Consider the following 26,268-nt stretch of genomic DNA (forward strand, 5'->3'; position numbering starts at 1 on the left):
AGTTCCTTATGAGAGCGGATGTGCAAAGGCGAGGCAGACTACTAAGGCACGACGTTTTGAGGTAACGGTCGACGTTAGCGCAAAACTCACTAGGGCCGGGACCCATAAATGGGATTCCCTTGGTGGCTCGGATGTGATTCAGGCTCTGCGACTGCAGGAGCCTGGGTTTGAGCGAGTTCTGTTTGAGTGAGGCACAGTTTGAGCGGCTTCGGCCGCTGCTTCCGGACAAGGAGCGGGGCGTTGCCCGTGTTGATGATCGTCGCGTGGTCAGCGGCATCATCCACGTCTTGAAGTCGGGCGGGCGATGGGTCGATGCGCCGGCCTGCTATGGGCCGAGGAAGACGCTCTACAACCGGTTCGTGCGCTGGGCGGCGAAGGGCGTGTGGCAGGAGCTGTTCATTGCGCTGGCAGCCGCAGGTGGGCCACCCGCCGAGGTTCTGATCGACAGCACCCACATGAAGGCGCACCGCTGCGCGAGCGGCGGAAAAGGGGGGGCGCTCGTCCAGGCGATCGGGATCAGCCGCGGCGGCCGCAACAGCAAGCTCCACGCGCTCACCGACGGCGAAGGTCCGCCGCTCCGCTTCCTGCTGACCGGAGGTCAGGTCGCCGACTGCCGCGCGGCCGATGTGCTGCTCGATGACCCTGCGCCGCGCACCATCGTGCTCGCGGACAAGGCTTACGATAGCAATGCGATCCGCGACCTGATCGAGCGGCAGGGTGCCGTTCCAAACATCCCCTCCAAGGCCAACAGGCGCTGGAAAAGCTGCTTCTCCAAGACACTCTACAAGAACCGTAACGCCGTCGAGCGCATGTTCTGCCGCCTCAAGGATTATCGCCGCATCGCCACCCGCTACGACAAACTCGCCACCAACTTCCTGAGCGCCATCTACCTCGCCGCTGCCGTCACATGGTGGTTATGAGTCCCCACCCTAGTGAAAATATTCTCCATTGGGCCTGAACCATCTTGTATTTCTTCTTCTTTCATGCAGTCGGCAGTGATGTGCTCCCCAAAGTTCATCCACTAATAACTAGAGTCCAGAGTTGTCGTGGTGCCCGTCTAGGCGGTGTTGCGCCTGCCGCCTGCCGCCTATCCCGCTATGCGGCCGCACATGGTCGTAATCGTCGCGCCAGTTGTACAGCACCGACCGGGCATGGCTGAGCGACGCGAACAGCGTCTCGTTCAAGCACTCGTCGCGTAAGCGACCATTGAAGCTCTAGACGTTTTCTGCGGTCCTTCGACAAGCTGAGGAGAGCCTTGCCGAGCGCGATGTAATGCCATTCGACGCGTCGGTCCTGGGCCCACCGCAGAATCGCTAGGCTGGTCAGCTCTGTCCCGTTATCGCTCACGATCATCAACGACTTGCCGCGCACTGCGATGATCGCGTCAAGCTCTCGACCGACACGCGCACCTGACAGCGACGTATCCGCCACCAGCGTCAGGCACTCGCGCGTGAAGTCATCAACCACGGCAAGGATGGAGCATGCCCGACGCTCGCTGATCGCAAAGAGCTGCCGAACAGTAAGCGTGGCGTGAAGGCCGTGCCCCTGGTTGGGCAGAGGTGTCTCACCTCAGATATGATAGGCGAACTCGAAGAGCTTAAAAGCTTGCTCCTAAATGACTGGGATCCAATTGGCGTGACGGGTATTCCCGAGGCGGTCGATGAGTATGATTCATACGCGCTCCACTTTCACGGCATGCTGGCCGCTGGCACGACTGTTGAGGCAGTCGCCGAATATCTGAATTGGGTTGTGACGGTTCGAATGGAGCTAACCGGCAATCTCGCCCACGGCCACGAGATAGCGAAACGGCCATAGCCATTTACGTTCGCACCGACTGAATTGCCCGGAGCTAGGCGGCTTCGGCGATCATCTGCTGATCTGGCTGCCAGTCCAAGGCATGAGCTCGTCCCAGCGCGAGGTTGGCCAGTCGCTCGCGATCTTGGCGATGACATCGGCGATATAGGCTTGCGGCTCGATGCCGTTCAACTTGGCCATCTCGATAACGGAATAGATGGTGGCGGCGTGCTCGCCCCCGGCCTTTGATCCGGCTAACAGCCAGTTCTTGCGGCCGATCGCGATGGACCGGATCGCCCGCGGGCAATGTTGTTATCAATCTCGGCTGTGCCATCGTCAAGGAAGCGGGTGAGCGCCGTCCAGCGCTTGCGGCCATAGGCGAGTGCCTTGGCCATTGCGGACTTGGGCTACAGGCTGCGCAGCGCATCGTCGATCGCTGTGCGCAGGTCATCGATCAGCGGCTTGCTATGCTGTTGCCGGTGTTGGCAACGGACATCGGGCGGTTGTGCGCGAATATCGGCCTCGTGCCGGTATAGCGCTGCGATCTGCTCCAGCAGGTCGATGGTCAGCGACGTTGGGCTGGTGGCGTGGTTCTCGAAGATCTTGGGCCGGAATGCGCCCAGCAGGCGACCTCTCTCACCCGGCCATCCTCGTAGAGCTTATCGTAGCCGGCATAGGTCCACAGCCGCGCCGTGGCGGCCTTGCCCTTGCCCGGATCGAGCATCGGCACCGGTGTATCGTCGGCATGGAGCTTGCCGGCCTTGAGTCCTTCCTTGCGAATGCGAGCAACGATGGAATCGAGCAGTGCGGCAGCCTGTCCGGCCCAACCGGCTAGGGTCGAGCGGTCAATGTCGATGCCCTGTGCCGCCATCATCTCGGCCTGGCGGTAGAGCGGTAGATGATGATTGAACTTGTTCACCACCACATGCGCCAGCGTTGCGAAGCTCGCCTTGCCGCGCGCAATGGCCTTGGGCGGTGCCGGCGCCTGGACGATCTTCTCACAGGCCCTGCAGCTATACTTGGGGCGCACGGTGGGCACGACGCGCCATTGCACCGGCAGGACATCGAGCATCTCATCGCTGTCCTTGCCGAGTGGGCGCAACGCGCCGCCGCAGTCGGGACAGGTGCAGGTGCCGGCTGGCGGTTCGATCCGATGCTCCTCGCGCGGCAGATGCGCCGGCAAGGAGCGGATCGGTGTCGGCCGGTCGCCCCGGTCGACGGAGGGCTTGCGGACGTCGGCGCGCTCGGCATCCCCCTCCAGTTCTTCCAGCGCCGGTTCCAGCTGCTCGATCTGCAGGGAAAGCTTCTCAGACGACTGGCCAACGGCAATCTGCCGATTATCCGGCCAGTAATGGTGCTACCGTGCGTTCCGGCCGGCGCCAGTCAATGCCCTCCAGCAGCATCGACAACTGTGCCGCGCTGAGGGTCACCTTGCCCGTCTTCATCGCCGGCCAAACGAACTTGCCCCGGTCCATCCTCTTGGAGAACAGGCACAGGCCCTGACCGTCATACCAGAGCAGCTTGACCAGATCGCCGCGACGCCCCCGAAAGGCAACAGCGCGCCCGAATGCGGGCTCTGCTCGAGCACCTGCTGCGCCACACCGCCAGCCGGTCGAATCCCCTTGCGCATATCGGTTGCACCGCAGGCCAGAATATCCGGGTGGAGCCTGTGCCCGCAACGCCGGGGAGTGGCAGCGGGATCATCGCGTCAGAACGCCAAGCACGCGCGCCAAGGCGTCGGTATCCATCGCCGCGTCCACAGTCAGACGGACGCCTGAGGGTAACTCGATCCCAATCTGGCCACTTGGGAGTGCCGGTTCCGGTTAAGCCATTGTCGGCACCGGCGGCGCGGCCACTTCAACTTCGGCAAATGATGGCAGCGCCGGCGGTTGCACTCCGGTCAACTCGCCCGACATTGCTTCCCGACGCCATGTGTAGAGCTGACCGCTGCCACATCATGCCGCTCACACGCATCGCGAACCGACCCACTCGAACCGAAGGCATCGCAGGATCGCCAGCTTCTGCTCCACCGTCCAGCGCCGCCGGCCCGATACCCGGCCAACGACTTCGATCCGAGTGGTCATACGACCGCTGGTATGACTAACCGCTCCATCAGCCTCCTTGTCGTCCAACTTCGCCGCTCCCAAAGAGCGGCAATCAGCCTAGGACACGCGAAAAGTTCAAGGCGTCCTTCAAGCCACGCTTACGCCGAACATGCTCGACCACCTTGCGCTGAGCGGCAGGCTTCACCAGTTTTTTGAGGTTACTTCCTTCAGCACAGCATTATCGAGCATCGCGTCAGCCAGCAGTCGCTTCAGCCGGGAATTCTCGTCCTCCAGCACCTTGAGCTTGCGCGCCTGTGACACGTCCATGCCGCCATAGGCTGCCTTCCACTTGTAGAACGTCGCGCTGCTAACGCCGTGCTTGCGGCACACATCCGCTGTCGCCGTTCCGGCTTCCTGCTCCCGCAGAACCGCAACGATCTGCCCCTCGGTGTTTCACGTCGCACGCCTTCTCGAAGTGGACTCTCATCAAGCTGGAGGAGTTTCCGGGTAGTACGTCAGCCCGTGAGTCGATAGCGCCCTGTTATACGCACTAGAAATAAACTGAACGTCAGGCACCCGGAGGGGACAATCCGGCGCAAGTCAACGTGCGATAAACCAGCGATGCACATTTCGCTTCAAGCGGCGCGAGACCTCGGAATTTAGCAGGCGATCGCCTGCATTGACCTGGCGCGAACAGTAGCTATAGTCTGGATCATCCCAATTGAATCGGTGGGTGGTTTCCAAGTTCACCGGTTGTACTTAAAACTGCTAGATAAGCTTGGAGGGAGGAAGAGAAGGCGAGAGCTTATCTGATGATCTTCGGGAGCGTGTTGCAGCGTCGGTTGTAGATTGGCGATCAGTCCTTGAACCCGCCCGGCTGTTGGAATGACTGGAAGCGGAACGAGGTGAACACCAGTCAGGCAACGACGCGTGACGGCCTCTGACCATCTGTCACGAGTGATTATAGAATTCGAAAGCCTGTTCGATTTCATCGAAGCTATGGAGACGACCACGATCGAGCACGACGGCGCGGTCGCAATGCGCACGAATATAGCCTGCATCGTGCGATACAATTACGAGTGCGCGATCGGCGCGCTTTTCGAACAACTCGATCCGGCACTTTTCGTGAAAGCGCGAGTCGCCCACGGAGATCACCTCATCGATGAGGAAACAATCGAACTCGATGCTCATCGAAACGGCGAACCCCAGGCGCGCGCGCATCCCGGCGGAGTAATTTCTAATCGGCTCATGCAGATATTCGCCGAGATCGGAGAATTGCTGGATAAACGGAATTCGTTCCTCGATATCCACGCCGTAAATGCGGCAAATGAAGCGGATATTGTCGACGCCGGTCAGTGCGGACTGGAAACCTCCGGTATAAGCGAGCGGCCATGAGGCCGTCATGTTCCGCTCAACCCTGCCACTGGTCGGTTGTTCAGCACCGCTGATGATGCGGATCAAGGTCGACTTGCCCGCACCGTTGCGGCCAAGGATGCCAAGTTTTTCGCCGGGCGCAATCGCCAGGTTGATGTTGTCGAGAATCTGCCGCGGCCCACGTCGCGTCTGGTAAAATTTATCGACATCGTGGAGCGTGATCATTCGGGAATGACCTCTCGACTGACCTTCCGCAATTGCGCCAGCGCAATCAGGGTCATGCAGGCGCTGACGATCAGCGCGTACGACATGTCGTAATGCGCGTGGAACTTGCTTCCGAAAAAACCCTCTCGAATGTATTCGATACAATGAACCATCGGCAGATACAGCACGATCTCCTGCGCCTGCTTTGGGAGCATATCCACGAGGAATGCCGCGCCCGACAGTGGAAAGAGTAGGTAAGCGGAAGGGTGCCAGAATTTGTCGACAAGCTCGGACTGTTCCGACCAAGCGCCGAGCAATAATGCAGCTGACATACCGAACCACGCAAGCGCAAGCCAGCCCCCGATCACCTGCAGCAGATCTTCGGGTGGATTCAGCCAGCCGATCGTGATGAAGAAGATCCCTAATACGAAGAACGACGTTGTAGTACCAGCGACCTCAAGCAGGAGCCTAGCGATAAGAATATCTAGAACCTTCACCTGACGGTGATAAAGCAGTGACAAGTTCGGCTTGATCGCATCAATGCACCGCGCAGGCATGTTACGCCACAAAAGCACTGACGAATACCCGGTCAGCGCAAAGGCAACGATTGGCAGATCTAACCCATGCGTGGCTTTAGTAAGACTCCATAGGGCGGTCACGCCGAGCGTGAACAACATTGGCTCAACGAAAAGCCAGAGGAAACCGATGTTGTGCCGACCGTAACGGGTCAGCACTTCCCGCATGAAGAGCGCATGGATTACCCGACGCTGGACGGCCCATGCAGATGCATAGGACCCCCAGGATTGGCGATCAGCCGCCATGTCAGCCCTTGTGCTCACGCACACCCGCCAACAGCATCGACAGAATTCCCCACGCGATCAGACCCAATACGAAGGTCGCGAGAATTCCGCGCAGGCGGCGGGGTTCAAGTGCTTCGTCCGGCTTGCTCGGCTCGACGATGCGTTCCAGATATGCCTGCTTGCGACGTGCCTCATTGGACGCGTCCTGCAATGATGCCATCGCTCCGGCGAGCTGCTTATCTGCGAACTGGCTCTCCAGTTGTAGGCGCTGATACCTTGCGGTGGTCGAAGAGAGTGATTTGCTGCCACCCGCGACCAGCGAGAGTTGCTGTTCCATTTCGCGCTCCAAGCCCTTCACCTTCGTCGCGAGAACGTCGATCTGCGGGTTTTGTGGGGTAAACGACCGTAGCTGTAACAACTCGGAGCGTGCCCCAATAACTTCGTCCTGAAGCTTCGAGATCATCTGGATCTGGACGGTTGCCTGCTTTTCGGGATCGACGACGCCTTGGCTGTTGCGAAAAGCCGACAGGGCCGAGGCCGCCGAAGCGGCCCGTGCCTTTGCTTCTTCCACCTCGAAGGATGCGAAGCGTATTAGATCCTGCCGACCACGTACGTTCAAACGGTTGACCATCGCCTCCGCCATGCCGATCAACGCGGCGTTTATGCGATAAGCCTCCTCGGCAGAATAAGCGCGGACCTGCAGTGTCGTTATCGAGGCGTTCGTCTCATGCTCGATCGAAATCTTGTTGCGATAATATTTGTAAAGTTCTTCTGAGCTGGGATCACCACCAAACCCATTGAAACGATCGAACAGGGAAATTTCCGGAGCACCATAGGCCTTTTCAAACCGGCCACCCTTGTTCAAGGCGGCCAGTGCGTCACGCGACATTATAAAGCTTTCGGCCGCATATATTTCATCGCTTCCACTCGTGAAACCAGAAGATTTGAGCAGAACACCCAAGCCGGTCGAGGCGGGTTTGTCAGGACTGCGAACAACAAAGCGCGATTCCGATATATATACGTCCGAAGCAAATAGACCTAGATATATGGTCGCAATAATAGTCGGGATGATGACTATGATCAAAAACAATCGATCAACGTTCTTTATCCGGCTGAAAATAGTGTTCTGCATATAATTCCGTATTCTGCAACGATCATGAATGCCGCATTTTCTAAAGCGACCTATCCGAAAGTCCGGGCACCCGCAGTTCGTTGATTGTAAGAAGATCGTTACAAGCCGATTGTGCTGAGCGCAGCAATCGGGAAGACCGTCGACGAGATAACGCCGACAAACTTCTGGATGTCGGCGAGAGGTGCAGTGGACACGTAGACAACGTCTTTATCGCGAATCGGGAAACTCTGCGCGACGAAGAAGATTGATGGATCCTTGAGATTGACCCGGTAGATCACAGGCACCTTCCCGTCAGGCGTAAGGTGGGCACTTTCTCGCACCGTTGCATCAAGCGCCGCAGGTTCCTCAAGCCGAAAGATGAAGACGCCCTTCACGTCGGCGCGCGCATCTTGCAGGCCGGCGAACCGACCGAGCGCCTGCGCAAGCGTCAACCCCGCCCCCTCAAAGGGAATTTCATCATTTTTGGTCGTGGCGCCGAGCGCGGTAAAGCTGTACGGCTGATAAAGAGCCGTTATCACGTCGTCGGGCTGCATACGAATATTCTGCTGCGGATCTCGAATGATCGCACCCAAGGGCATAGATGCCACCTGCGGACCGCGCGTGACTTGGATCGACACCTTTCCGACTGGCTGGCGTACCCCACCAACCGTCGCCAACACGTCAAGAAGTCGCTCTCCCTTGGCGGTAACGGGTACACGTGCGCTGTTCGCAACATCGCCAACGACCGTGACGTTGGAACTGGCGTTGCTGATAACGCGCACAATGACCTGTGGCAAATGCGCCTTGCCGGCCAGACGGCCGACGATCTCTCGCTCGATCTGCGTCGAGGTGCGACCTGCCGCGACAATCGAGCCGGCAAACGGGATGTTGATCTGCCCGTCGCTGTCGACCACCTGTTCCGGCAGCGATGAAGCTCGTGCGAGCACCGTGGAACGGGTTGAGCGGCTCAGCTGAGCCTGCCCGCCTGCGGACCCAAACAAGGCTGCCGGCGGCGCTTCCCAAATCGCAATATCGAGGACGTCGCCGCGTCCTATGACCGAACCGGCCGCACGGCCGTCCCCTAGAGATTCGGAAAAAAGTGTGGCCCGTTGGCTCGCAATCACCCGGCGCGCAACGTCATCAGTTACATCAACGATTTTGATATCCGCATTCGCCAAGGTCGCACCGTCAGCCCGCGTCACCGCACGCGACGAGGGCCCCGTCCCGGGCAGCACCGCGCAGGCTGACAGGGAAAGAGCGCCGAGGAGGACAGGACCAAACTTGTAAATCACGCTGTTTCGTCGGGTGCGCCGAGAATTCGTCATCATATTCCTTCAGTCGACCCCATTTATCGCACAGTGCGGCCGATGGCCTTCTTAAATACACCGTTGTCAGCTGTAGTTTGCACCGACCGCCAACTTGGGCCCATAGCCTGATTTGCGTCAAATGTCATCAACCAAAGCGATCGTGTCCCACCAAGTCAGGCAAGGGAAAGGACGAGCTTCACGCCATGACGATCCCGGCCGACCAGACTGCACAGAACGTCGGTTCAAGATGTCTCTGTCTTCCGCGCGCCGAACACCTCGCGCCGGTAAGCGCCACTGCGACGATGCGGATGTTATGGCGGACTTTGAGGGTAGCTCAGACCATACCGTCAGGGAAGACGCCCAAGTAGTCAACGCCACTCATGTGCTGCGGGCGCAAGATCAAGGTGTGAGTTGACAGCGACGACGCACGCTTGCAGTGGCACACCTTCCGATAGAATATTGAGCATGATAGCGGATTGGAAACGCAGAGGACGGCGGATCTCTCGACTCAGTTACCGAATACCGGTCAAGCCTCGAACTCGTTTTTGAAAGAAACCCAGACCTGGCGATGCTTTGGTCTGTCGAAGAGGCTTCATGCCAAAGTACTAGCAGGTGAAGTCATGACCATGGAAAATTCTCGCTTAGTTGACGCCTCGGATGGTCAAGATATCCGCTGGTTCCATTCATTCGAACTTCCCGGGGGGCGGCATATCAAAGGGATCAAGCCGCTGGACGTCCAGCTTGCCGAAGCCGATTTGTTTTTTGCCGAAAGTCTCTCAGGCAAGACGGTTCTGGATATCGGCGCTTGGGACGGCTTTTTTTCGTTCGAAGCAGAACGACGTGGTGCCGCACGCGTGTTGGCGACCGATCATTTCTGCTGGTCAGGCCCCGGCTGGGGGACACGCGATGGCTTCAACTTCATGCATCGTCAGCTCGACTCCCAGGTCGAAAGCCTGGACGTCGACGTGCTTGCGCTCGATCCTAACGTGTTGGGACAGTTCGACATCGTGCTATTCTTGGGGGTGCTTTACCACGTCAAGGATCCGTATAGCTGCCTCGAAGCGGCAGCTGCAATGTGCTCGGATCACCTCATTATCGAGACCGTGACAGCATTGCCGCTTGAGAGCCTGCCCGCAATGCGGCTTTACAAGCCCGGCGAACTCGGCGGCGATCCAACCAATTTCTGGGCACCGAACGTTCCGGCGCTCGAAGTGATGCTGGAAAGTTTTGGCTTCTCGAAGGTAAAGGCGATGCCATCACCGGTATCGCTCGGACACCCCCTCAAACAAGGCCGTGGCCTGCAACTGCGATCAAAGGCTAGCCAGGCCGCGACCCACCGCACAATCATTCACGCTTGGCGGTAACGAGGTCGTGTCCCAGCAAACCTAGTATCGTGTCGGCGGTTTCCCGCCATTGTGGAAGAGGTGCTGGCGAAGCCGATGTTCGCAGTGCGGTACTGTCGTGCAGCGTCTCCGCGATCGCATCGGCCAACTGGCCGGGACCGGCGTCCGCAGGAAAATAGCGCAGACCGTGTCGGGCATGAACGCGAAAGGCTGGAATATCCCGGGCTAAAACCGGGCAAGAGCGTGCAACCGCTTCCAAAACCGGCAGACCGAATCCCTCACCATAGGACGCAGCAACGAGGGCACTCGCGCACTCATACAATATCGCCAGGCCCGCATCGTCCAAGGTCGGTAACCAATGCAACCGACGGCCAAAATCGGGATGATTTAAGATGCGTCGCCGCAGAGCTTCGGTTTTCCACCCGCTACGGCCGACGATAACCAGCGTCGCATCGGAACCCCGTTCCCACAACAATTCGAACGCGTCTATAAGCAGGCCATACCCCTTGCGCGGTTCTAGGGTGCCGACTGCTAATACCACTTCCTTGGCACTGATCACGGTAGCCAGATCCGCTTCCTGCACAGGCGGCTTCCCGGCAGACAGACTGTCGAAACCCATCGGTATGACCTCAATGGCGACCTCGTCGCGCATCGCGAACCTTTGCGCCAGCACTGTGCGCAATTCGTCCGCGACGTGTGGCGAAATGCAGATATATCCCTCCGCCAGCCTCGCTGTGGCAACCAGCCACCAGCGGAAGCGTACGGCTACCTTGGCCGAGAAATACTGCGGGCTCTGCAGCGGTAACAAGTCGTAAATGACGAACCAGAAGCGCGTGCCGGACCGCTTGTATCGAAGAAATTGTTTCGCGTTTCGGCGAACCGCGTCGAACGACAGGTCCAGCCCTAGAAAGATGTCGCCCGGCCGCGGATTCATTATCACGTCTGGCGTTACCTCGGCGGCTGGCCATGCCGTATGACGGAAGGCGCCACGCTCATACCGCACCGCCTGAATGTCCGCGCCGCGTGACCGGGATCGCATCTGGGTCACGGTCGATCGCACGACGCGCTGAATGCCAGAGCGCGCATCGTGGCGCGCGATGGTTGTAAGATCGACCAGAAGACGACCTGACGGCTTGGCCGGTGGCGAAACGACCGGATCGACGCGGCGGGCCGATTCGATGCGCCGCCGTTCCAGCCAACGCGGCGACAGAACCGGCAGCAGAAAACGTACCATCGACCAGATCATGTCGTCCCTGCCGCTGCATTCTTTTCCACATCACCTCCTTGGCGATGCGCCAGGGTGCTCCAGTAAAGCGACTGCTTATAGAATTCGAACGCTTTTTCCGCGTTACTGTACTCATCAATCACCACCCAAGCCCGCGCCATGACCCAATCGCAACGCCCGCGTACGGGATTGTTGCTGCGCCGTTTGGTACGTTGCTGCGGCGGGAATTTCGTATAGGCGGTCACGCCCCGCGGCCCGTGACGGGAAAGATCGACTGCACGTCTGCCGGATTGACCTTCTGGTGCCGGGGAACGGCCCAGCATATGCGCCGGGCGCTAATGGCCTGCCGGGACTGCGCCGACAAGCCATAGCTCCTCTCGGCCAAACGCAGCCTAAGCGGACCCCTACAGTCATGACGCGGTCGATCTCGTTCACCGCAATGCCAGGCTTTGTGCGAGAGAAAGGTTCGGGCACTGCGGGCCGGCCATCCGGCCAGCAATCTCGAACTAGCGGCCAGCGCTCTCGCGATTACGTCGTATTTGTTCAAATCCCGAGCTGAACTCGGGCCAATGTAGTGCTAGGCGATCAAGTCATTACATAAACGGTACACGTCGACGGTTTGCTCGATACACCGTGCCCAGCTATAGTGCGCGCCCACCGCCAGTCCGGCTCGTATGGCGCCGTCGCGCCAGATGTCATCATTCAAAGCTCGCTCGATGCCGGCGCTGAGGCGATCGACGTCGTCCGGGTCGATCATCATTGCGGCGCCGCGTGTGACCTCGGGCAGGCACGACCGATTGGACACGATCGTCGGGATGCCGCAAGCCATCGCTTCGATTGGCGGAAGGCCAAAGCCCTCATAGATCGATGGGTAAAGGAAAAGGCGCGCACCAGCATAAATCGCCGGGAGATCCGCGTCATCGACGAACCCCAGCATGAGCAACCGGCCCTTGCGCTGTTCATCCTCGATCAGCGCATGCAATCGGTCATTCGCCCATCCCTTTGCCCCAACCAGCACAAGCGGGATATCATGGCCGGTCCGGTCGCAATAGTGCGCATGGGCGAGTATTGCTGCCTCGATTCGCTTGCGCGGCTCGAAGGTAGCGACCGACAGGATGTAATCGCCGACTGGACGCCCGAAAAGACGCAGCAGATCTCGATCCAGCATTGCTCTGGCTTGCGGCCGAAAGCGTTCGGAAACCCCCAAATGTACCGTGCTCACCTTTGCGGCCGGATAGGAAAGATGCGTGATGAGATCGCGCCGAGTAGCCTCGGAATCGGTGATGACATGGGTAGCGCGATCTAGCGAGCGTTCGAAGTTCTTCTCGAAATCGCGGATACGTTCGGAAGGGTGGGTTTCGGGATGCAGATAGATCGAGAGGTCATGAACTGTGATCACGCCTTTTTCTGCCTGCACAGGAAGGAAATAATTGGTCCCGTGCATCAGGCGCTCTTCGAACCCTTGGCGCGCGCGTCGCCGCCGTATTAAACGGGGGATCAATGACCCGGCGCGTCGACGCGCCTTGCCTGTGAGCAGCCCGCTTGGGTCGGTATGCCAATGATCCATCAGGAAATACGTTAGATCGTCGATCCCAGGGTGACCCGCGAGACCCTGACACAATTGCCAGGTATAGCGCCCGATACCCGTGAGATTTGGCGAAAGAGGATCGACCGTTATACCAAGTCGCATGCCTATGACCCAATCATCCACCGCAGCATGGCTTCGAGGGGGGCATGGTAACCAAGCCGATCAAGCGTTCCAATTTCTTATGAGATTCCTGCAATAGTTAGACTTTTAATTGGCTAGAACGAATGTGTGGTTGATCTCTATCTCCTAAGTGGGAATCCGACAAGCCATTGCGATGACCGCGCGCTTTGGGAGCGGCCTTGCGGGCGAAGACGAGGGCGTTCAACATAACAGTACGTCCCGGATCGTGGCCTAATTCAAGAAGATATTGGAGACGGGCTGCCTATCTGTTTTGATCGCGGTTTTCGAGGGCAGGGCTACGGCGGCGTTCTGCGACAACGGCTTGACGCCCATCGTGGACGCCTCGAGCTGGATAACCTCAAGCTGATACATACCGAACTCTCTGGTTATTGGAGCGCAACGTCACTATCGACGCGATGCCACATCATTAAGGGACGAAAATATGTCAAAGACCGCCATCGTTACGGGAATCAGCGGCCAGGATGGTGCATATCTGGCAGAAAACCTGTTGAGCAGCGGCTATACCGTCTACGGTACATATCGGCGGACCAGTTCAGTTAATTTCTGGCGGATAGACGAGCTCGGAATCACCAACCATCCTCGGCTCAAGCTCGTGGAATACGATCTCACAGACATGGGTTCGGCGATCAGACTGATCGAAACGTCCGAGGCGACCGAAGTCTATAACCTCGCAGCGCAGAGCTTTGTGGGTGTCTCGTTTGACCAACCGATTGCCACAGGTCAGATTACCGGGCTGGGAGCCGCCTATCTTCTGGAGGCGATCCGCACCGTCAATCGCGACATCCGCTTTTACCAAGCTTCAACGTCCGAAATGTTCGGCAAGGTCCAAGCGATCCCGCAGACGGAGGATACTCCTTTCTATCCGCGCAGCCCATATGGCGTGGCGAAGCTTTATGCGCATTGGCTGACCGTCAATTATCGCGAAAGTTTCGATATTTTCGGAACCAGCGGCATTTTGTTCAATCATGAATCCCCGCTGCGTGGCCGTGAGTTCGTTACGCGCAAGATTACCGACACTGTAGCTAAGATAGCGCAGGGCAAGGCCCAACTTCTCGAACTCGGCAATCTCGATGCCAAGCGCGACTGGGGCTATGCCAAGGACTATGTCGAAGGCATGCGGCTGATGCTCCAGCACGACGTCCCAGGCACCTACGTCCTGGCGACTAACCGCACCGAGCCGGTCCGCCGCTTCGTCGAACTCGCCTTTGCCCATGTCGGGATCGAGCTCGATTGGTCGGGCAAGGAAGAAAACGAGAAAGGAATCGACCGTAAAAGCGGCAAGACACTCGTGCGCGTCAATCCCGTCTTTTACCGCCCGGCGGAGGTCGACCTGTTGATTGGGGACGCTGGAAAGGCCGAACGCGAGCTGGGCTGGACACCAAAAGTCAAGCTAGAGGAGCTCGCACAGCTGATGATGGAAGCTGACATGCGCCGCAACACTGCGGGGTGGTCGTTTTAAGGTGCGTTTGACGTGCGCCCCTAAACGTTACCGGCCAGGCGCAGCGTGGTGCTCCTTCATGATAAATCGTTGGACTGATGCCAGCATGGTTTAGGGCATGCCCAACCATGCTGGCCGGCGATCCCGGCGGGGCTTCTCGCCCGGTTTCGACTGCGGTCTGACGTAATTGTACCTGTGACGCTAGTCTCGAGTACGAAGCGGGCCTAGGGCCCCGAGGTGGAAGCGCCTCGTTGGGGCATCCTTGCTGGAGGCCTTTCCGCAAACCCGTTCTGCATGGCTTGCCTGGAGCGATGAATGCCATTCACACGCCGTTCCTGCGACGAGCGCAAGATAGCCGACCAGCTCAGCGCCGTGCCGTTGATCCCTATATGCGGCTCGCCGCGCAGGCCATTCTCACTGAATTGACGCGAAGAGAATATCAACCGGCGTCTTAGCAACGGATTTATCCGAAGCGCGCGCTTGAGGATAGATCAGCTTGAGCTGTTCCGATATTTTTTCAAACTCTTCCAAGTGCCTAACGCGCATAATCACTGTCTCTGGCGAAAAATAGGCGCATTGCCGACCGGATCACCGCCCAGGATTTCATTCCACCAATGCAGGAAGCCTTGCATGACATGCGCGCGCCATTTGTCTACCTGACGACCGTCCGCACCCAGCCGGTCTGCAAGATCATGCGCTTCGGGAAAGCGCTCCAGAATGAATAGCGCCGCGAACTTGGTCCAGGAAACGTTCAAATTGACCACAATGATCGAATCCCCGATCCAATAGGCATCTTCCTCCATCATGTAGTTGACGACGTAATAAGTTGTCGGGATCGCGGTTCGCATCGATGAAAATTCGCGTCCGGCTGTGTCCTGAGAATAGGCTCGGATCGCATGATCGCGACGCAAAATGAGGGTGTAAATCGCTGTAAAAAGATTTTCGTTATTCATCCAGAAACCTGACCGTGCTAATTTGATCAGGAAAAGGCGAGGCAATTGGGGAAAATTATTCTAAAAATAGAGAGATCGCGCATTTTTTTTGGGTCATTTTCAGACGTGTAATCATAGTTATGATAAATTATAGATACGTCAGGATATTTTTTGTAATACTGATTAATTTGGAAAATGCACGATTATAAATGAGGTCGTCGTCGCCCAATATCCAGATATATTCTCCTCGTGCCTCGTGAGCCGTTACCATCAGGTTGCCAAGCATACCAACGTTGCGAATATTTCGAACGTATCGAAAATTGCGATGACCTAGAAACGGCTCGATCACATTTGGGTATGATCAGTAGAGGCGTTATCGACCACCAACACCTCTACATCCGTCAATTCTCCATCGATCTGGGAAAAGATATTTTGCAAATTGAGGCTGAGCCAACGAGCCCGGTTGTACGTGCTTATGCACAGTGAAAGCAGCGGACTGCTCTTCAACTGTGGCAACTCCTCATATACGTTTTCCGGTGACCCCGTCAAAGTTACCAGGTTTTCCGACAACCGTTCCGACGCTATATCCGCGATGATATCCCGCGCGTACTCTTCCCACGTCGACATCGGTCAGCCACGCGCAATCCGAAATCGCCTTCACCCGAATAGCGACTTCCTCGGCAAGCGTCGGCCAGGCTGACGATGCTTTACCTACGAGCCTCAGAGATAGTCGCTTCGTAGAAACCTTTGATGCGCGCTGGAAGACTTCCAGTAGCGCAAGATGGTTCTTGCGAGGCTCGATCGATCCAACCGACACGATCTGGATCTCCGCCGATTGAGCCCGTTTGATAGAGTTATCCCGTTGATAGCCGTTTAGTTCGCAGGCCAGCGCTATCGTTTTAAAACGATGATCAAAACTACTCGTCTTGTCAGGCAAAGAAAGAAAGAAGTTTTGAAGATCGGTTGCAGCCGTATTTGATATAGAGTAAATCTTGTTGAAATTCCCGACATTTTACATACAGCCTCGGTGGCTAGCGTGCCATCCTTTGCTATATAGATCTCGGCGCTTATAGGGGATAGCGTCGTAGGCCTTAGACTCATAAGCGCGCAGCCACGACCGCATTGAGGCGAGCTGGACCATGGCTAGGAAGTTGGCGGCGAGCTTGTCGTAGCGGGTGGCAACCCGCCGGATGTGCTTGAGCTTTGAGAAGAAGCGTTCGATCAGGTTGCGCTCACGATAGAGCCACTTGCTGAAGCAGGGTTTCCATTTTCGATTAATTTTCGCCGGGATGTTCGGCGTGGCGCCCTGATCCTCGATCAAGGCGCGGATGCGGCCAGCGTCATAGGCCTTGTCGGCCAGCACGATTGTGTGCGGACCGAGATGATCGAGCAGCGTGTCAGCGACCTGCCCGTCGTGCGCTTGGCCGGCGGTCAGCCGAGCCGGATCGGGAGCCCTTGCGCGTCGACGACTGCGTGGATTTTGGTCGTGAGGCCGCCTCGGGAACGACCGAGACAATGATCTCGATCCCCCTTTTTTGCCGTCGCAGCTTGTTGATGGGCGCGAACTGAAGTGCTGTCGATCGTCTGTATGTCGCCGTCATGTGCAGCCGTGATGGCATCCATCATCCGAGACGCCCGCCTTCCGCCATCGCACGAAGCGGTTGTAGCAGGTCGTGCGCGGGCCATAGCGCTCCGGCAGATCACGCCATGGCGGACCAGAGCGCAACACCCGGAAGATGCCCGTTCAGCACCCGGCGATCGTCAACGCGCGGCACGCCTCTCGGTTTGTTGGGCGGTAGCGGTTCGATCACGCGCCACTCGAAGTCGGTAAGGTCATATCGGCTCATGAAGGGCCTGAATCAGAAACTGCCTCGAGATGGAAGCATGAACCCACTCTTGCCGACGTTGCCCACCATCGTCAGGCTTGATAGCCTAACCACATGTGGACCTCTTACCTCTGGAATTTTGCGGCTCTTGCCGCCGCCATTTACTGCACAGCCAAGGCGGCCATCGACCTCCGTGCCCAGCGGTACGCTTGAGGGATTGTCGGCTTGGCAAGCGCGGCGGTCTTTCTACTCACCCCATCCCAAACTCATGCAGTAGAGGTCGACCTGCCCGCAGCCTCAAATTAAGCACTGGGCAAATTTATGAGTTCCCGACCTAGTGGGGCATTTGATCGTGTGATCGACGTAGAACAGCACCACGCGCTTAGCCGGGTAACGCCCCTGAGGCGTTGCGCCGAGGCCAGCGCTTTACCGCGAGCGATAACCTGCGCATGCAATGTACTACGTCCGCCGGTTTCTGCCGCGATCAATCCAGCGTCGAGTTTCTTGCCGAGCGCCACTTGCGCTCCTTGAAGTTCTGTGAGTTGTCGCTTCAGGGCCTCGAGGCGCGTCTGAACGCGCGCGTCTTGTGCGTACAGGGCGTTCTGAAGCGCGGAAAACTGCATCGCGGGCTTGGAATTGGACCGGCCGATTAAGCGTGACAGCTTGCCGTAAGGCTCGATCGAGCGAACCACCGACCTAAGGCCGGGCAGGTTCGCAGCCCGGCCCTCCTTGCAGGATGCCATATCGGCTAAAATACGGCGCCGATCGACGCCGCCGCGCAACTGCAGCACGTAATGCGCGAGACCGGCCGGGTCAGCTTCCCGCTTTAGAATAGCTAGATACGCTGCCTTGACAAAATCCTCGTCCCAGAAATTGAGGAGATCGTAGGCAGAAACCACTTTGGCCCCGCGACAACTGATATTGGAGGCCGACGAACGCAGAGACAGAATTTTATGGGCTTTCCGTCTCTTTTTCCAATAAGTTATTCCCGACGAAAATTTGGACAGTCGCGCAAAAAGCCTTGCCTGTTTAAGTCCTTCGATCTGAGCATCGAATGCTCTACCTTCTCTGGATTCATGGAGCTGGACAATGATACGCAGCCTGCTCTCACCCATTCTTAGGGCGTCCGCATAATGTGCCCGTCCTACTTCGTCCGCAGGGCGTCCAAGTAAGGTCAGGTATGCGCTGTCGATAAAGGCATCGTCGCTCAAACCAAGTAATTGCCGCACCGATCCTGCAGGTTTCCGGTGTCGATATCGCTCTACCATCTATACGCTTCCAAAAGGCATTTCTGCCAGACGGCAACCATCACGTTGCGCCACGCCACTCACCAGCTACATAACTCACAGCGGCCCGGAAATCATCCAGCGCAACGTGTCTTCCAACTCGATCCTCTGGAGAGGGCCAACGAGTGTTTCGAGTCGCGATGAATCTCCCCATAACTGCTTGACGTCGTTGGCGCGAACCAAAGTCGGATCGACCTGGACCTTCAAGTCGTAGCCGACGATCCGGGAAACCATTTCCAGAATGGCAGACAACCGATATGCGCGGCCGGAACTGACATTCACGGTTGCACCAATGGCGTTGGGACAAGTCAGGAGCCTAGAATAGGCCTCCGACACGAAGCGCACATCCGAGAAATCCCTTGCGACGTCGAGGTTGCCAAGCGACAGCGTGTCGTCACCGGCGTGAATGCTCGCGATGATCTTAGGTATGAGAAAATCCCGGGATTGACCGATTCCGGTGTAGTTGAAAGGGCGGGCCACGATGAGCGGCAGTTTGTCTTTAAAAAGGCCAGCCACAAGTTCGGTAGCCACTTTACTCACCGAATAATCGTTCACTGGATCGATAGGGGAATCCTCCCGCATAATCCCTTCCGTCCGGTTGCCGTAAACATTCGAGCTGCTCGCCACCAGCACGGCGGACAGCGGCTCGCCGCTTCCCGCAAGCGCCGCCAGAAGGTTGCGCGTTCCGATCACGTTCGTGCGATATATTTCCTCTACATTGCTGTGGAGGATGAAGGAGATTGCGGCCAAGTGTACGACATAATTGGGTTTTTCGCGTGCCACGATGTCGCTGACCATCGCGCCGTCCGTCATGTCGCCCACATGGATCATTTCTACGCCGGGAAGCGTACAGTCGGAGTGCGACAGTCCGACCACGGTGATGCCCCGCGCGAGCAAGGTTTGCGCGAGGTAACGGCCAGTGAAACCTCCGATGCCGGTGATCAAAGCCTTCATGTGCCGACATACCTTAAGGCTACGTGTCGCGGACCCTTTCTGACCCGCACCACGTTCAATCGCTCATGTTTCATTTTCCGCTCCCAGCCGACGTTTCCGCCGACTCCTTTAAGACATGCGACACCAGTCCGATCTTGCGTCAGACGATCTCGATTTCGGGGAAGGGGAAGATGAACTTGCCGCCTGAATTGAGGTATTCTTGCTCCCGCCGGACGATACCGTCCTTGAAGTGCCAAGGCAGGACCAGATAATAATCCGGCTTCATCGCGTGAGCGTCAGTTTCGCTGATGATTGGGATGTGCGTACCGGGCGTTACTTTTCCAAACTTTTCGGGATTAACCTCGGCAATCGCGGGAATATCTTCCGTGGTGAAACCGCAGAACTGCAGGACAACATTGCCCTTCGTCGATGCACCGTAACCTAGCACCGTCTTGCCGTCGCCGCGCAGAGCGCGGATCAAGCGCACCAGGTCGTCGCGATGGCGGAACACCCGCTCCTCGAACTCGCGGTACGGCTTGGGCGTATTGATGCCCATACGGTCTTCTTGCTCGAGCAACCAGTTCACGACCGCCTCATTCACGCGGACGCTCGTGTTTGACTTGTGCGCGGCAGTCACTGCGAAGCTACCGCCGTTGATGTTGTTCATTACCACGTCGACGATCTTGAGACCCGCTGCCTCAAGGATCAGACGCACAACGCCGAGCGAATAATATTCAAGATGCTCGTGGCAGATCGTGTCGTACGAATTCAGGCGAAGCATCGAGGGCATATAGCTCTGCTCGAAATGCCAGATGCCACCCGGCGCCAGGCACTGGGCGATCTGTTGCGCGAAGGCGATCGGATCGTCGAGATCGTAGAACATCGCGATGGAGGTGATGATATTCGCCGGCTGCGCACCGGTCGAGGCATATGCAGCTGCCGAGAAGAAGTCTGGCACCAGCTTGACGTCATCCGGATAGTAGGCCGCAAACTTGGCGCCGGTAGGATCGATGCCAATACGGTTCAGCGAAGGCCTGTCGTACGCCTTCAGCGTAGTGCAGTCATTCGAACCGATGTCGAGAACGGTATCGCCGGCCTTCAGATCAGCGAGCTTTTCGAGATATCGGACTTTGGCCGTCAAGTGCTCGACCATAGATTTATTGAGGCCAGATCGGTAGCCGTAGTTGTCCCCGTACATTTCTGAAGTGTCATAGGTATGATTGAGCTGCAGCAATCCGCTTTCCGGGCATAGCACCAGCTCGAGCGGGCCGCGCGTTACCGTTTCATCCGCGCTTTTTGGGAACACGCCGGTCAGTTCCTGTTGGCCCAGATTCAGCACCGATATAAGATTGTCAGACTTTGATACGCGGCAACGTTCCAGGGGCTTATAGGCTTGCATCAAATTCTCCATTAAATTAGCGTTGAACGGCGGCGCCATCTGACCGGGCGGCTCTATTGAATTTCGCTGGCGGCGGCAACGCCTCCCTCACCCTAACTACGGTCAAATGCCGGTGAGCCGTACCTTTTCCCACGCAGCCGCCGAAAAGACCTTGGCCCGCACGTCATTATCGTTCACTTGCGGATGATCAAGGGATCTCGTTTCCCGATGCGAGAGATTAAGTGGAAAATCGCCGCGCCGCTCACGTGTTAGTGACCGATCCTTTTTGTTGGTCCGGGTCCGGTTGGGGCGCACACGACGGTTTCGACGTCATGCGCGACATATTTGCATCTGATCGAGAGTCTCGATGCGACTTGCTCGCGCTCGATCCGGCAACCGTCAGGCAGTTTGGCGTCATGCTATGGCTCTGAGTCCCTCATCACGTCAGGGCTCCCTTATCCAGGCTACAGGTCGCCGTGCGCATGCGCTCGGGGTAACTTATCGTTGAGACGGTCACCACGCTACGCGGGAAACGCTGCCCGCCATGCCTCTTTACGCGCCGGGCAAGCTCGGCGGCGGCCCGACCAAATTCTGGGCGCCCAACGTGGCAGCCCTGCCGCTAACGCTCAAGACCTTCGATTTTCGAAAGTGGAAAAAAGGGGGGCAGATCACTGTCTCGGTCGATCACGCGGCGGGCTCACGACCAAGATCGACGTCGTCGTCGACGCGCAGGGCCTCCCGATCCGGCTCGGTCTGACGGCTAGGCAGACGCACGACGGGCAGATCGCTGACACGCTGCTCAACCACCTCGGGCCCCGCACCATCGTGCTCGCGGACAAAGCCTACGACGCCGACCGCATCCGTGAGCTGATCCAGGACCAGGGCGCCACGCCCAACATCCCGCCGAAGAGCAACCGGCGCTGGAAGCCCTGCTTCAGCAAGCGCCTCTACCGCGAGCGCAATCTGATCGAACGCTTTTTCTCCAAGCTGAAGTACTTCCGCCGTGTCGCCACCCGCTACGACAAGCTCGCAGTCAACTTCCTCGCCATGGTCCAGCTCGCCTCAATGCGGCTGTGGCTGCGAGCTTACGAGTCTACGGCCTAGCTGGGGACCAACTCGCCTCAGTGCGCCTTTGGCTGCGCGCTTGTGAGTCTACGACCTAAGCAACTCCGCACGTCCCTCAGCCATAAACAGACGTCCGCGTAATTCCGCCAGCCTTTTCCAGCGCCTTTCCTCACCCAGATCAATGCGCTGCCAGCGCACACAATTCCGGCACGCTGCTGATCCCCAGTCGCTGGTAGGCGCGCTTTCGGTAGGTCATGACGCTCGTTTTCGCGATACCCAGATCCAGCGCTGTCGCCTCGACCGACATGCCGGCGGTTGCGCGGGCGCAGACTTGCCGCTCGCGCCGCGTCAGATTTGGGAAGAGGTGCCGCAGTCGGCTTTCGATGTGCTGGGCGGAGGAGAAGCAGGAAAGGGCGCGCCTGCGGTTGAGGGGCAGCATCGGCAGCGCCAGGCGGGCCAGACCCACCAACGCGTCCAGCTCGCTATCCGTAAACAGGCCGGTGGAGCGATGGCGCGCGACATTGATGACGCGCCAGGCCTGTGGTCCGCGCTGGATGATCGAGACGCGCTCAACGATACCGGCCTGATCGAAGAAGCGCCTGCGGAACTCATCGGAGCTGATGTCCGGCGGCCGGATGCGCTGGATGGCAAGGTCGCTCACGCATGGCGCTGCGCTATAGGCGTCGCACACCGGGTCGATATTGTGATAATGCTGGCTGTAGGCCGGCAGCATCGCTTCCACGCGTGGCTCGCCGAAGAAATATTGCAGTTCGCTGGTTTCTCTGCCCGTCGCCTCGAACAAGTAAATTCTGCGCGCCCCACCGGTGACCGTCATCACCGAATCATGGACGGCGGTGCCGAACTGGTCGGTCCCGGCGGTTTCCAGCAAGCGTTCATAGATGGCACCCATGGAGACGGGGGCGCGCCATTCCTCGATCTTGCGGATGTAGGACATTCAGCTCTCCTGCCGCCTCTGGGATTATACCCCCTCAGTCGCGACTCCACGCCTCTTGAACACCTTCATGGCGATCAACGCAATCGCTGCCGCGATGGCCGGCACCGCAAAGGAGGCCAGAATGGTGATCTCCGCAATGCCCGCCTCGAGCTGCGTGCCAATCAGGACCGGCGCCGCGACCGTTCCGATGCGGCCGACACTCTTGGCCCATCCGATACCGGTCGATCGCAGGCGCGGCGGGTAGAAGCTGGCGAGGATGACATTCACGCCGCCATAAGCGCCGAGGGCAAAGAAGCCGCATGCCGCGAGCACGAGTTGAAGGATCAAGGCCGAGGACGCGCCCCCAATCTGGCCGGCCACGAAGAAGAACGCTGCTGCGATGAGCAGGGACGAGACGAGAACGCGATAGGCGCCGTAGCGGTCGATCAAAAGCCCCATGCAGAGCGCCGCAGCGATGCCGCCGAAGGAAAAAATGGAGAGCGCCAAGGCTGCGAAGGCCGGCGCATAGCCGAGGCGGACGAGCAGAACCGGCAGCCACGAGCTGAGGCAGTAGCTGATGGTCAGCATGGCAATGAAGACGAGCCATAGCATCAGCGTGCCCAGCCGATAGTTTGGCGCCAGGAGGCTCAAGGGGCTGGCGGTGGGCTGCGGCGCATCGCTTTGCGGTGCTACCGCCTCGGCGTCCCGCAGAACCATGATGGTGATGACGGAGGTTGCAAGGCAGAGCAGTCCCACGGCGCCCATCGCCACGCGCCAGCCGCCTAGTCCGGTAAAGGCGATGGCGACGATGCCCGCGATGGTGGCGCCGAGGCCGTAGCCGGTGAACAGGAAGGTGATCGCCAGGCCACGGCGTTCGAGGGGGGCGGCTGCGGTGACGATTGCAAGGCAACTCGGCAGGCAGCCACCCAACAGGACGCCGGTTATCAGCCGCATCCAGAACAACTGCTCCCCACTGTTCGCCAGACCCGTCAAGGCCTGAGCGGCGCCAAAGCCGGCGAGGGTCAGCCCCACCGTCCACCGGTCGCCAAATCTCGCGGCCAGCGGAGGAAACGCAATCAGGCCGATGCACTGGCCGATCAGGTTGGCCGAAAAGATCGGACCGAGATCGGCATCACCAAGGCCGAGCATCGGCGCGAATTCGGGAGCGAGCGGCCCCATGATCGTGTGGACCAGCCCGTCCAGAAAATAGACCATCGCACAGATCGACACGATCAGAAGCGTCGAGGCTTTCGCACTTGGCCGTTGGAGTGATGCGGGTGAAATCAAAAGGTTCCCGACAGTCGCACGCCGTAGGTCCGTGGCGGGCGAAGCGACGTCGCGACCACACCAATGGTCGAATAGGCCGGGTTTGGCGCCACATTGTTGACGACGACGTCATCCTCGATGTTGTTGACGAATGCGCTGATGCTCATGCCCTTGCCCTCGAACGCATAGGTCAGAACTGCATCCGTCCGGGTCGATCCGCCAACGCGCGTTTCCGGCGTGTAGGCCAGATCCAGCTCGCGCGGCCCTTCATAGCGGCTGAAGATGTTCGCGATGATGCGGTCGCCCGATCCGAGCGTAAAGCTCTGTTCCAGCGAGGCGGCGACCACCCACTCCGGCGACTTGAGCGCGCGAAGCCCGCTGCAATCGACCGTGGTGCCGGCGGTGCGGCATTGTGAGGTCGGGCCGGGGGTCGAAACCGAATTATAGACGAGCTTTTTCACCCGGGCATCCAGCCATTGGGCCTGCAGCCCAATCCGGGTGGTCGGGGAGACCAGCAGTTCTGCTTCGGCCTCCACGCCCTTGGTGCGAACCTGGCCGATATTCTCCGTCACCAGAACCACCGCCGGGGGAATGAGCTTCACATAGCCGAGCTGCTGATCCTTATAATCCAGCAGGAACGCCTCCACGTTGAGTTGCAGGCGGTTGTCGAGGAAGCGGTTCTTCGTGCCGATGGTATAGGCGGTCACCTTTTCCGGCTCGAAGCTGTTGGCGCCCGGCGGGCCGAGGAAGAAACCGCCCGCTTTGAAACCGGTGCCGACATTGGCATAGATCAGCGAGCGCGGCCCCGCATCAAACTCAAGGCCGGCACGCCATGTGACCGCTTCAAAGGTCAGCGATCGATCGACCACAAATGCCGGCGCGCCGACCGGGACGAGGGGAATGACCGGGTCCGGCCCCGGAGCATTGCGGATGGTGTACCGCTCGCTGTCGCTGGTCTTGCGCTCCCAGGTGTAGCGCAGGCCCCCGGTCACGCGGAATGTGGGCACGATCGCAAAGGTCAATTGGCCGAAACCGGCGGCGGTCTTGCCCGATGTGTCGATGATCTGATCGCTATAGGTGAGGGCGGCCGCGCTTTCCGTATTGGAGCGGGCGGTGACATGCGTGTCGAGATAATAGCCCCCGACGAGCCAGCCAAAGCGGTTGCCCGATGGCGAGGCGAGCCGCGCTTCCATGGAGATCTGCTCGGGCTGCTGCTGCTCGATGATCTGGAAGCCGGTCTGGGCGCTGTTGTAGCTCAGCCTGGATGTTCGATAAGCGGGGATCAGCGTCAGCGTGCCGGCATCGGTCTCGACATTCACGTTCGCGAGCAGCCCATAATAGTCGCTGTCGATGAACGAATTGTCGGTCTGCCGCGCGAGTGGGGCAAATGCCGCATCCTGTTGGGATAGGCTGGTGCGTGGGTCGCCGAAATAGCAGATGTCCGGCCCGCAGCGCTTGCGCACCGTCGAGCCGCCGCCGCGGCCGCCCTGATGGGTATAATCCCCGACGATGTCGATGGTGACGGCGCTGCTCGGTTGGAGCCGGTAGGAGAGACGGACGGCCTGACCGCGCTCATCGTCGAGCCCGTCCGAGAAGAAGCCATCGCGTTGCAGGATTTGGAAGGCGGCGCGGAAGGCGCTGGTCTCGCCGACCGGGAGGTTGACAGCGCCGGACGCGGCAACCCGCGCATAATTGCCGACCTCAAAATTGAGTTGCGCGCCACGCTCACCGATGCGGGCGTGCTGCGGCAGGATGTTGATGGCGCCGCCCGTCGCGTTGCGGCCATATAATGTGCCCTGCGGGCCTTTCAGCACCTCGACGCGCTCAAGATCATAGAACAGGCCCTGCACCGCCGTGGGACTGGCAAGATACACGCCTGAGAAATTGACGGCGATGGCCGGGTCGGAGAAGGCGTTGCCGCCAAAGTTGCTGACGCCCCGGACCGTCAGGACGGTATAGGGCCCGGTTCCGGCCGTGACCTGCAGCGCAGGAGCCACCTGGGTCAGCGCCGCTGCCGTGGTCACGCCTCGCGTCGTCAGATTTTCGCCGGAAAGGACGGTGACAGAGACGGCCGCGCGCTGCAGATTCTCTTCCCGCCGCTGCGCCGTGACGACGATATCCTCAAGCCCTGCTGCGCCATCCTGTGGGGCAGCAGCCGTGACGGCTTGCGCATGCGCAAGGGCGGGCATGATGCTCAGGGCTGTGCCCGATAACAGCACGATTAGCCGGCTCGACATACAATCTCCCTTTGTTTCTGTTTATTCTTGTGACGTAGCGG

23 protein-coding genes and 5 pseudogenes are annotated in these 26,268 nt (G+C 58.8%); 4 read left to right on the forward strand and 24 right to left on the reverse strand.

Features of this window, described 5'->3' with window-relative positions:
- The first annotated feature begins 167 nt into the window (after window positions 1-167).
- Window positions 168-920: an IS5 family transposase gene (locus tag M2335_RS03690; protein WP_264593818.1), complete on the forward strand. Its 753-nt coding sequence runs from the start codon at window positions 168-170 to the stop codon at window positions 918-920.
- A 108-nt stretch (window positions 921-1,028) separates the two neighbouring features.
- On the opposite strand, the pseudogene M2335_RS03695 reads toward M2335_RS03690, so the two are convergent.
- From M2335_RS03695 to M2335_RS03730, 10 genes and pseudogenes are all read right to left on the reverse strand, one after another.
- Window positions 1,029-1,500 (reverse strand): annotated as a pseudogene (locus tag M2335_RS03695) (integrase core domain-containing protein); the annotation flags it as partial.
- Window positions 1,501-1,866: 366 nt separating this feature from the next.
- Window positions 1,867-1,995 carry a transposase domain-containing protein gene (locus M2335_RS16495; RefSeq protein ID WP_319801185.1) on the reverse strand — a complete coding sequence of 43 codons (129 nt, stop codon included), beginning with the start codon at window positions 1,993-1,995 and terminating at the stop codon, window positions 1,867-1,869.
- A gap of 53 nt (window positions 1,996-2,048) precedes the next feature.
- A pseudogene (locus M2335_RS16500) lies at window positions 2,049-2,420 on the reverse strand (IS66 family transposase).
- A complete protein-coding gene (locus tag M2335_RS16505) occupies window positions 2,360-3,124 on the reverse strand; it encodes an IS66 family transposase (RefSeq protein ID WP_319801206.1) in 765 nt (254 codons plus the stop codon). Before M2335_RS16505 ends, M2335_RS16500 begins: the two are co-directional and overlap by 61 nt.
- Before the next feature lie 7 nt (window positions 3,125-3,131).
- A pseudogene (gene tnpB / locus M2335_RS03705) lies at window positions 3,132-3,498 on the reverse strand (IS66 family insertion sequence element accessory protein TnpB).
- A 483-nt stretch (window positions 3,499-3,981) separates the two neighbouring features.
- Window positions 3,982-4,277, reverse strand: a pseudogene (locus tag M2335_RS03710) (transposase); the annotation flags it as partial.
- 513 nt (window positions 4,278-4,790) lie between these two features.
- Complete coding sequence (locus M2335_RS03715) at window positions 4,791-5,438, reverse strand: ABC transporter ATP-binding protein (RefSeq protein WP_264593819.1); 648 nt, start codon at window positions 5,436-5,438, stop codon at window positions 4,791-4,793.
- Complete coding sequence (locus M2335_RS03720; protein WP_264593820.1) at window positions 5,435-6,238, reverse strand: ABC transporter permease; 804 nt, start codon at window positions 6,236-6,238, stop codon at window positions 5,435-5,437. The genes M2335_RS03715 and M2335_RS03720 overlap by 4 nt, the downstream gene beginning before the upstream one ends.
- 1 nt (window position 6,239) lies before the next feature.
- Window positions 6,240-7,349 carry a hypothetical protein gene (locus M2335_RS03725; protein ID WP_264593821.1) on the reverse strand — a complete coding sequence of 370 codons (1,110 nt, stop codon included), beginning with the start codon at window positions 7,347-7,349 and terminating at the stop codon, window positions 6,240-6,242.
- Between the two features lie 98 nt (window positions 7,350-7,447).
- Complete coding sequence (locus M2335_RS03730) at window positions 7,448-8,656, reverse strand: polysaccharide biosynthesis/export family protein (RefSeq protein ID WP_264593822.1); 1,209 nt, start codon at window positions 8,654-8,656, stop codon at window positions 7,448-7,450.
- A 455-nt stretch (window positions 8,657-9,111) separates the two neighbouring features.
- Between M2335_RS03730 and M2335_RS03735 the strand changes: the two genes are divergently transcribed.
- The gene (locus tag M2335_RS03735; RefSeq protein WP_264593823.1) at window positions 9,112-9,999 is read left to right on the forward strand and encodes a class I SAM-dependent methyltransferase; all 888 of its coding nucleotides are present in this window, start codon (window positions 9,112-9,114) and stop codon (window positions 9,997-9,999) included.
- On the opposite strand, the gene M2335_RS03740 is transcribed toward M2335_RS03735, so the two are convergent.
- The 3 genes from M2335_RS03740 to M2335_RS03755 form a co-directional block, all read right to left on the reverse strand.
- Complete coding sequence (locus tag M2335_RS03740) at window positions 9,980-11,212, reverse strand: glycosyltransferase family 4 protein (RefSeq protein ID WP_264593824.1); 1,233 nt, start codon at window positions 11,210-11,212, stop codon at window positions 9,980-9,982. The genes M2335_RS03735 and M2335_RS03740 overlap by 20 nt on opposite strands.
- Before the next feature lie 8 nt (window positions 11,213-11,220).
- The gene (locus M2335_RS03745; RefSeq protein ID WP_264593825.1) at window positions 11,221-11,448 is read right to left on the reverse strand and encodes a hypothetical protein; all 228 of its coding nucleotides are present in this window, start codon (window positions 11,446-11,448) and stop codon (window positions 11,221-11,223) included.
- 332 nt (window positions 11,449-11,780) lie between these two features.
- Window positions 11,781-12,647, reverse strand: a complete 867-nt coding sequence (locus M2335_RS03755; protein WP_264593826.1) for a glycosyltransferase family 4 protein — start codon at window positions 12,645-12,647, stop codon at window positions 11,781-11,783.
- 706 nt (window positions 12,648-13,353) lie between these two features.
- Here M2335_RS03755 and gmd point away from each other — a divergent pair.
- A complete protein-coding gene (gene gmd, locus M2335_RS03760; RefSeq protein ID WP_264593827.1) occupies window positions 13,354-14,391 on the forward strand; it encodes a GDP-mannose 4,6-dehydratase in 1,038 nt (345 codons plus the stop codon).
- Window positions 14,392-14,918: 527 nt separating this feature from the next.
- On the opposite strand, the gene M2335_RS03765 is transcribed toward gmd, so the two are convergent.
- The 8 genes and pseudogenes from M2335_RS03765 to M2335_RS03790 form a co-directional block, all read right to left on the reverse strand.
- A complete protein-coding gene (locus tag M2335_RS03765; RefSeq protein ID WP_264593828.1) occupies window positions 14,919-15,323 on the reverse strand; it encodes a hypothetical protein in 405 nt (134 codons plus the stop codon).
- A 127-nt stretch (window positions 15,324-15,450) separates the two neighbouring features.
- Complete coding sequence (locus M2335_RS16535) at window positions 15,451-15,651, reverse strand: glycosyltransferase (RefSeq protein WP_413716100.1); 201 nt, start codon at window positions 15,649-15,651, stop codon at window positions 15,451-15,453.
- Window positions 15,648-15,929 carry a glycosyltransferase gene (locus tag M2335_RS16540; protein ID WP_413716101.1) on the reverse strand — a complete coding sequence of 94 codons (282 nt, stop codon included), beginning with the start codon at window positions 15,927-15,929 and terminating at the stop codon, window positions 15,648-15,650. The genes M2335_RS16535 and M2335_RS16540 overlap by 4 nt, the downstream gene beginning before the upstream one ends.
- Window positions 15,823-16,239: a hypothetical protein gene (locus M2335_RS03770; protein WP_264593829.1), complete on the reverse strand. Its 417-nt coding sequence runs from the start codon at window positions 16,237-16,239 to the stop codon at window positions 15,823-15,825. Before M2335_RS03770 ends, M2335_RS16540 begins: the two co-directional genes overlap by 107 nt.
- Before the next feature lie 171 nt (window positions 16,240-16,410).
- A pseudogene (locus M2335_RS03775) lies at window positions 16,411-17,149 on the reverse strand (IS5 family transposase); the annotation flags it as partial.
- 281 nt (window positions 17,150-17,430) lie between these two features.
- Window positions 17,431-18,396, reverse strand: coding sequence for a DUF4214 domain-containing protein (locus M2335_RS03780; RefSeq protein ID WP_264593830.1), 966 nt, complete (start codon window positions 18,394-18,396; stop codon window positions 17,431-17,433).
- A 75-nt stretch (window positions 18,397-18,471) separates the two neighbouring features.
- Window positions 18,472-19,368 carry a GDP-mannose 4,6-dehydratase gene (locus M2335_RS03785; RefSeq protein ID WP_264593831.1) on the reverse strand — a complete coding sequence of 299 codons (897 nt, stop codon included), beginning with the start codon at window positions 19,366-19,368 and terminating at the stop codon, window positions 18,472-18,474.
- Window positions 19,369-19,507: 139 nt separating this feature from the next.
- Window positions 19,508-20,785 (reverse strand): class I SAM-dependent methyltransferase, encoded by a 1,278-nt coding sequence (locus tag M2335_RS03790; protein ID WP_264593832.1) that lies wholly within the window; start codon window positions 20,783-20,785, stop codon window positions 19,508-19,510.
- Between the two features lie 531 nt (window positions 20,786-21,316).
- On the opposite strand from M2335_RS03790, the gene M2335_RS03795 reads away from it, so the two are divergent.
- Window positions 21,317-21,829, forward strand: a complete 513-nt coding sequence (locus tag M2335_RS03795) for an IS5 family transposase (RefSeq protein ID WP_413716134.1) — start codon at window positions 21,317-21,319, stop codon at window positions 21,827-21,829.
- Between the two features lie 139 nt (window positions 21,830-21,968).
- On the opposite strand, the gene M2335_RS03800 is transcribed toward M2335_RS03795, so the two are convergent.
- The 3 genes from M2335_RS03800 to M2335_RS03810 form a co-directional block, all read right to left on the reverse strand.
- Window positions 21,969-22,745: a helix-turn-helix transcriptional regulator gene (locus tag M2335_RS03800; RefSeq protein ID WP_264571334.1), complete on the reverse strand. Its 777-nt coding sequence runs from the start codon at window positions 22,743-22,745 to the stop codon at window positions 21,969-21,971.
- A gap of 24 nt (window positions 22,746-22,769) precedes the next feature.
- On the reverse strand, window positions 22,770-23,939 hold the full coding sequence (locus M2335_RS03805) for an MFS transporter (RefSeq protein WP_264593834.1): 1,170 nt from the start codon (window positions 23,937-23,939) through the stop codon (window positions 22,770-22,772).
- A 68-nt stretch (window positions 23,940-24,007) separates the two neighbouring features.
- The gene (locus M2335_RS03810; protein WP_264593835.1) at window positions 24,008-26,227 is read right to left on the reverse strand and encodes a TonB-dependent receptor; all 2,220 of its coding nucleotides are present in this window, start codon (window positions 26,225-26,227) and stop codon (window positions 24,008-24,010) included.
- Between the last annotated feature and the right edge of the window lie 41 nt (window positions 26,228-26,268).

Source organism: Sphingobium sp. B12D2B (assembly GCF_025961775.1).
Lineage (GTDB): Bacteria > Pseudomonadota > Alphaproteobacteria > Sphingomonadales > Sphingomonadaceae > Sphingobium.

Coding starts and splice junctions, on each gene's coding strand:
- M2335_RS16495 (WP_319801185.1), bottom strand. CDS start 1,995: ATGGCCAAGTTGAACGGCATCGAGCCGCAAGCCTATATCGCCGATGTC.
- M2335_RS03715 (WP_264593819.1), bottom strand. CDS start 5,438: ATGATCACGCTCCACGATGTCGATAAATTTTACCAGACGCGACGTGGG.
- M2335_RS03720 (WP_264593820.1), bottom strand. CDS start 6,238: ATGGCGGCTGATCGCCAATCCTGGGGGTCCTATGCATCTGCATGGGCC.
- M2335_RS03725 (WP_264593821.1), bottom strand. CDS start 7,349: ATGCAGAACACTATTTTCAGCCGGATAAAGAACGTTGATCGATTGTTT.
- M2335_RS03730 (WP_264593822.1), bottom strand. CDS start 8,656: ATGATGACGAATTCTCGGCGCACCCGACGAAACAGCGTGATTTACAAG.
- M2335_RS03740 (WP_264593824.1), bottom strand. CDS start 11,212: ATGGTACGTTTTCTGCTGCCGGTTCTGTCGCCGCGTTGGCTGGAACGG.
- M2335_RS03755 (WP_264593826.1), bottom strand. CDS start 12,647: ATGCACGGGACCAATTATTTCCTTCCTGTGCAGGCAGAAAAAGGCGTG.
- gmd (WP_264593827.1), top strand. CDS start 13,354: ATGTCAAAGACCGCCATCGTTACGGGAATCAGCGGCCAGGATGGTGCA.
- M2335_RS03765 (WP_264593828.1), bottom strand. CDS start 15,323: ATGAATAACGAAAATCTTTTTACAGCGATTTACACCCTCATTTTGCGT.
- M2335_RS16540 (WP_413716101.1), bottom strand. CDS start 15,929: ATGTCGACGTGGGAAGAGTACGCGCGGGATATCATCGCGGATATAGCG.
- M2335_RS03780 (WP_264593830.1), bottom strand. CDS start 18,396: ATGGTAGAGCGATATCGACACCGGAAACCTGCAGGATCGGTGCGGCAA.
- M2335_RS03785 (WP_264593831.1), bottom strand. CDS start 19,368: ATGAAGGCTTTGATCACCGGCATCGGAGGTTTCACTGGCCGTTACCTC.
- M2335_RS03790 (WP_264593832.1), bottom strand. CDS start 20,785: ATGGCGCCGCCGTTCAACGCTAATTTAATGGAGAATTTGATGCAAGCC.
- M2335_RS03800 (WP_264571334.1), bottom strand. CDS start 22,745: ATGTCCTACATCCGCAAGATCGAGGAATGGCGCGCCCCCGTCTCCATG.
- M2335_RS03805 (WP_264593834.1), bottom strand. CDS start 23,939: ATGGTCTATTTTCTGGACGGGCTGGTCCACACGATCATGGGGCCGCTC.
- M2335_RS03810 (WP_264593835.1), bottom strand. CDS start 26,227: ATGTCGAGCCGGCTAATCGTGCTGTTATCGGGCACAGCCCTGAGCATC.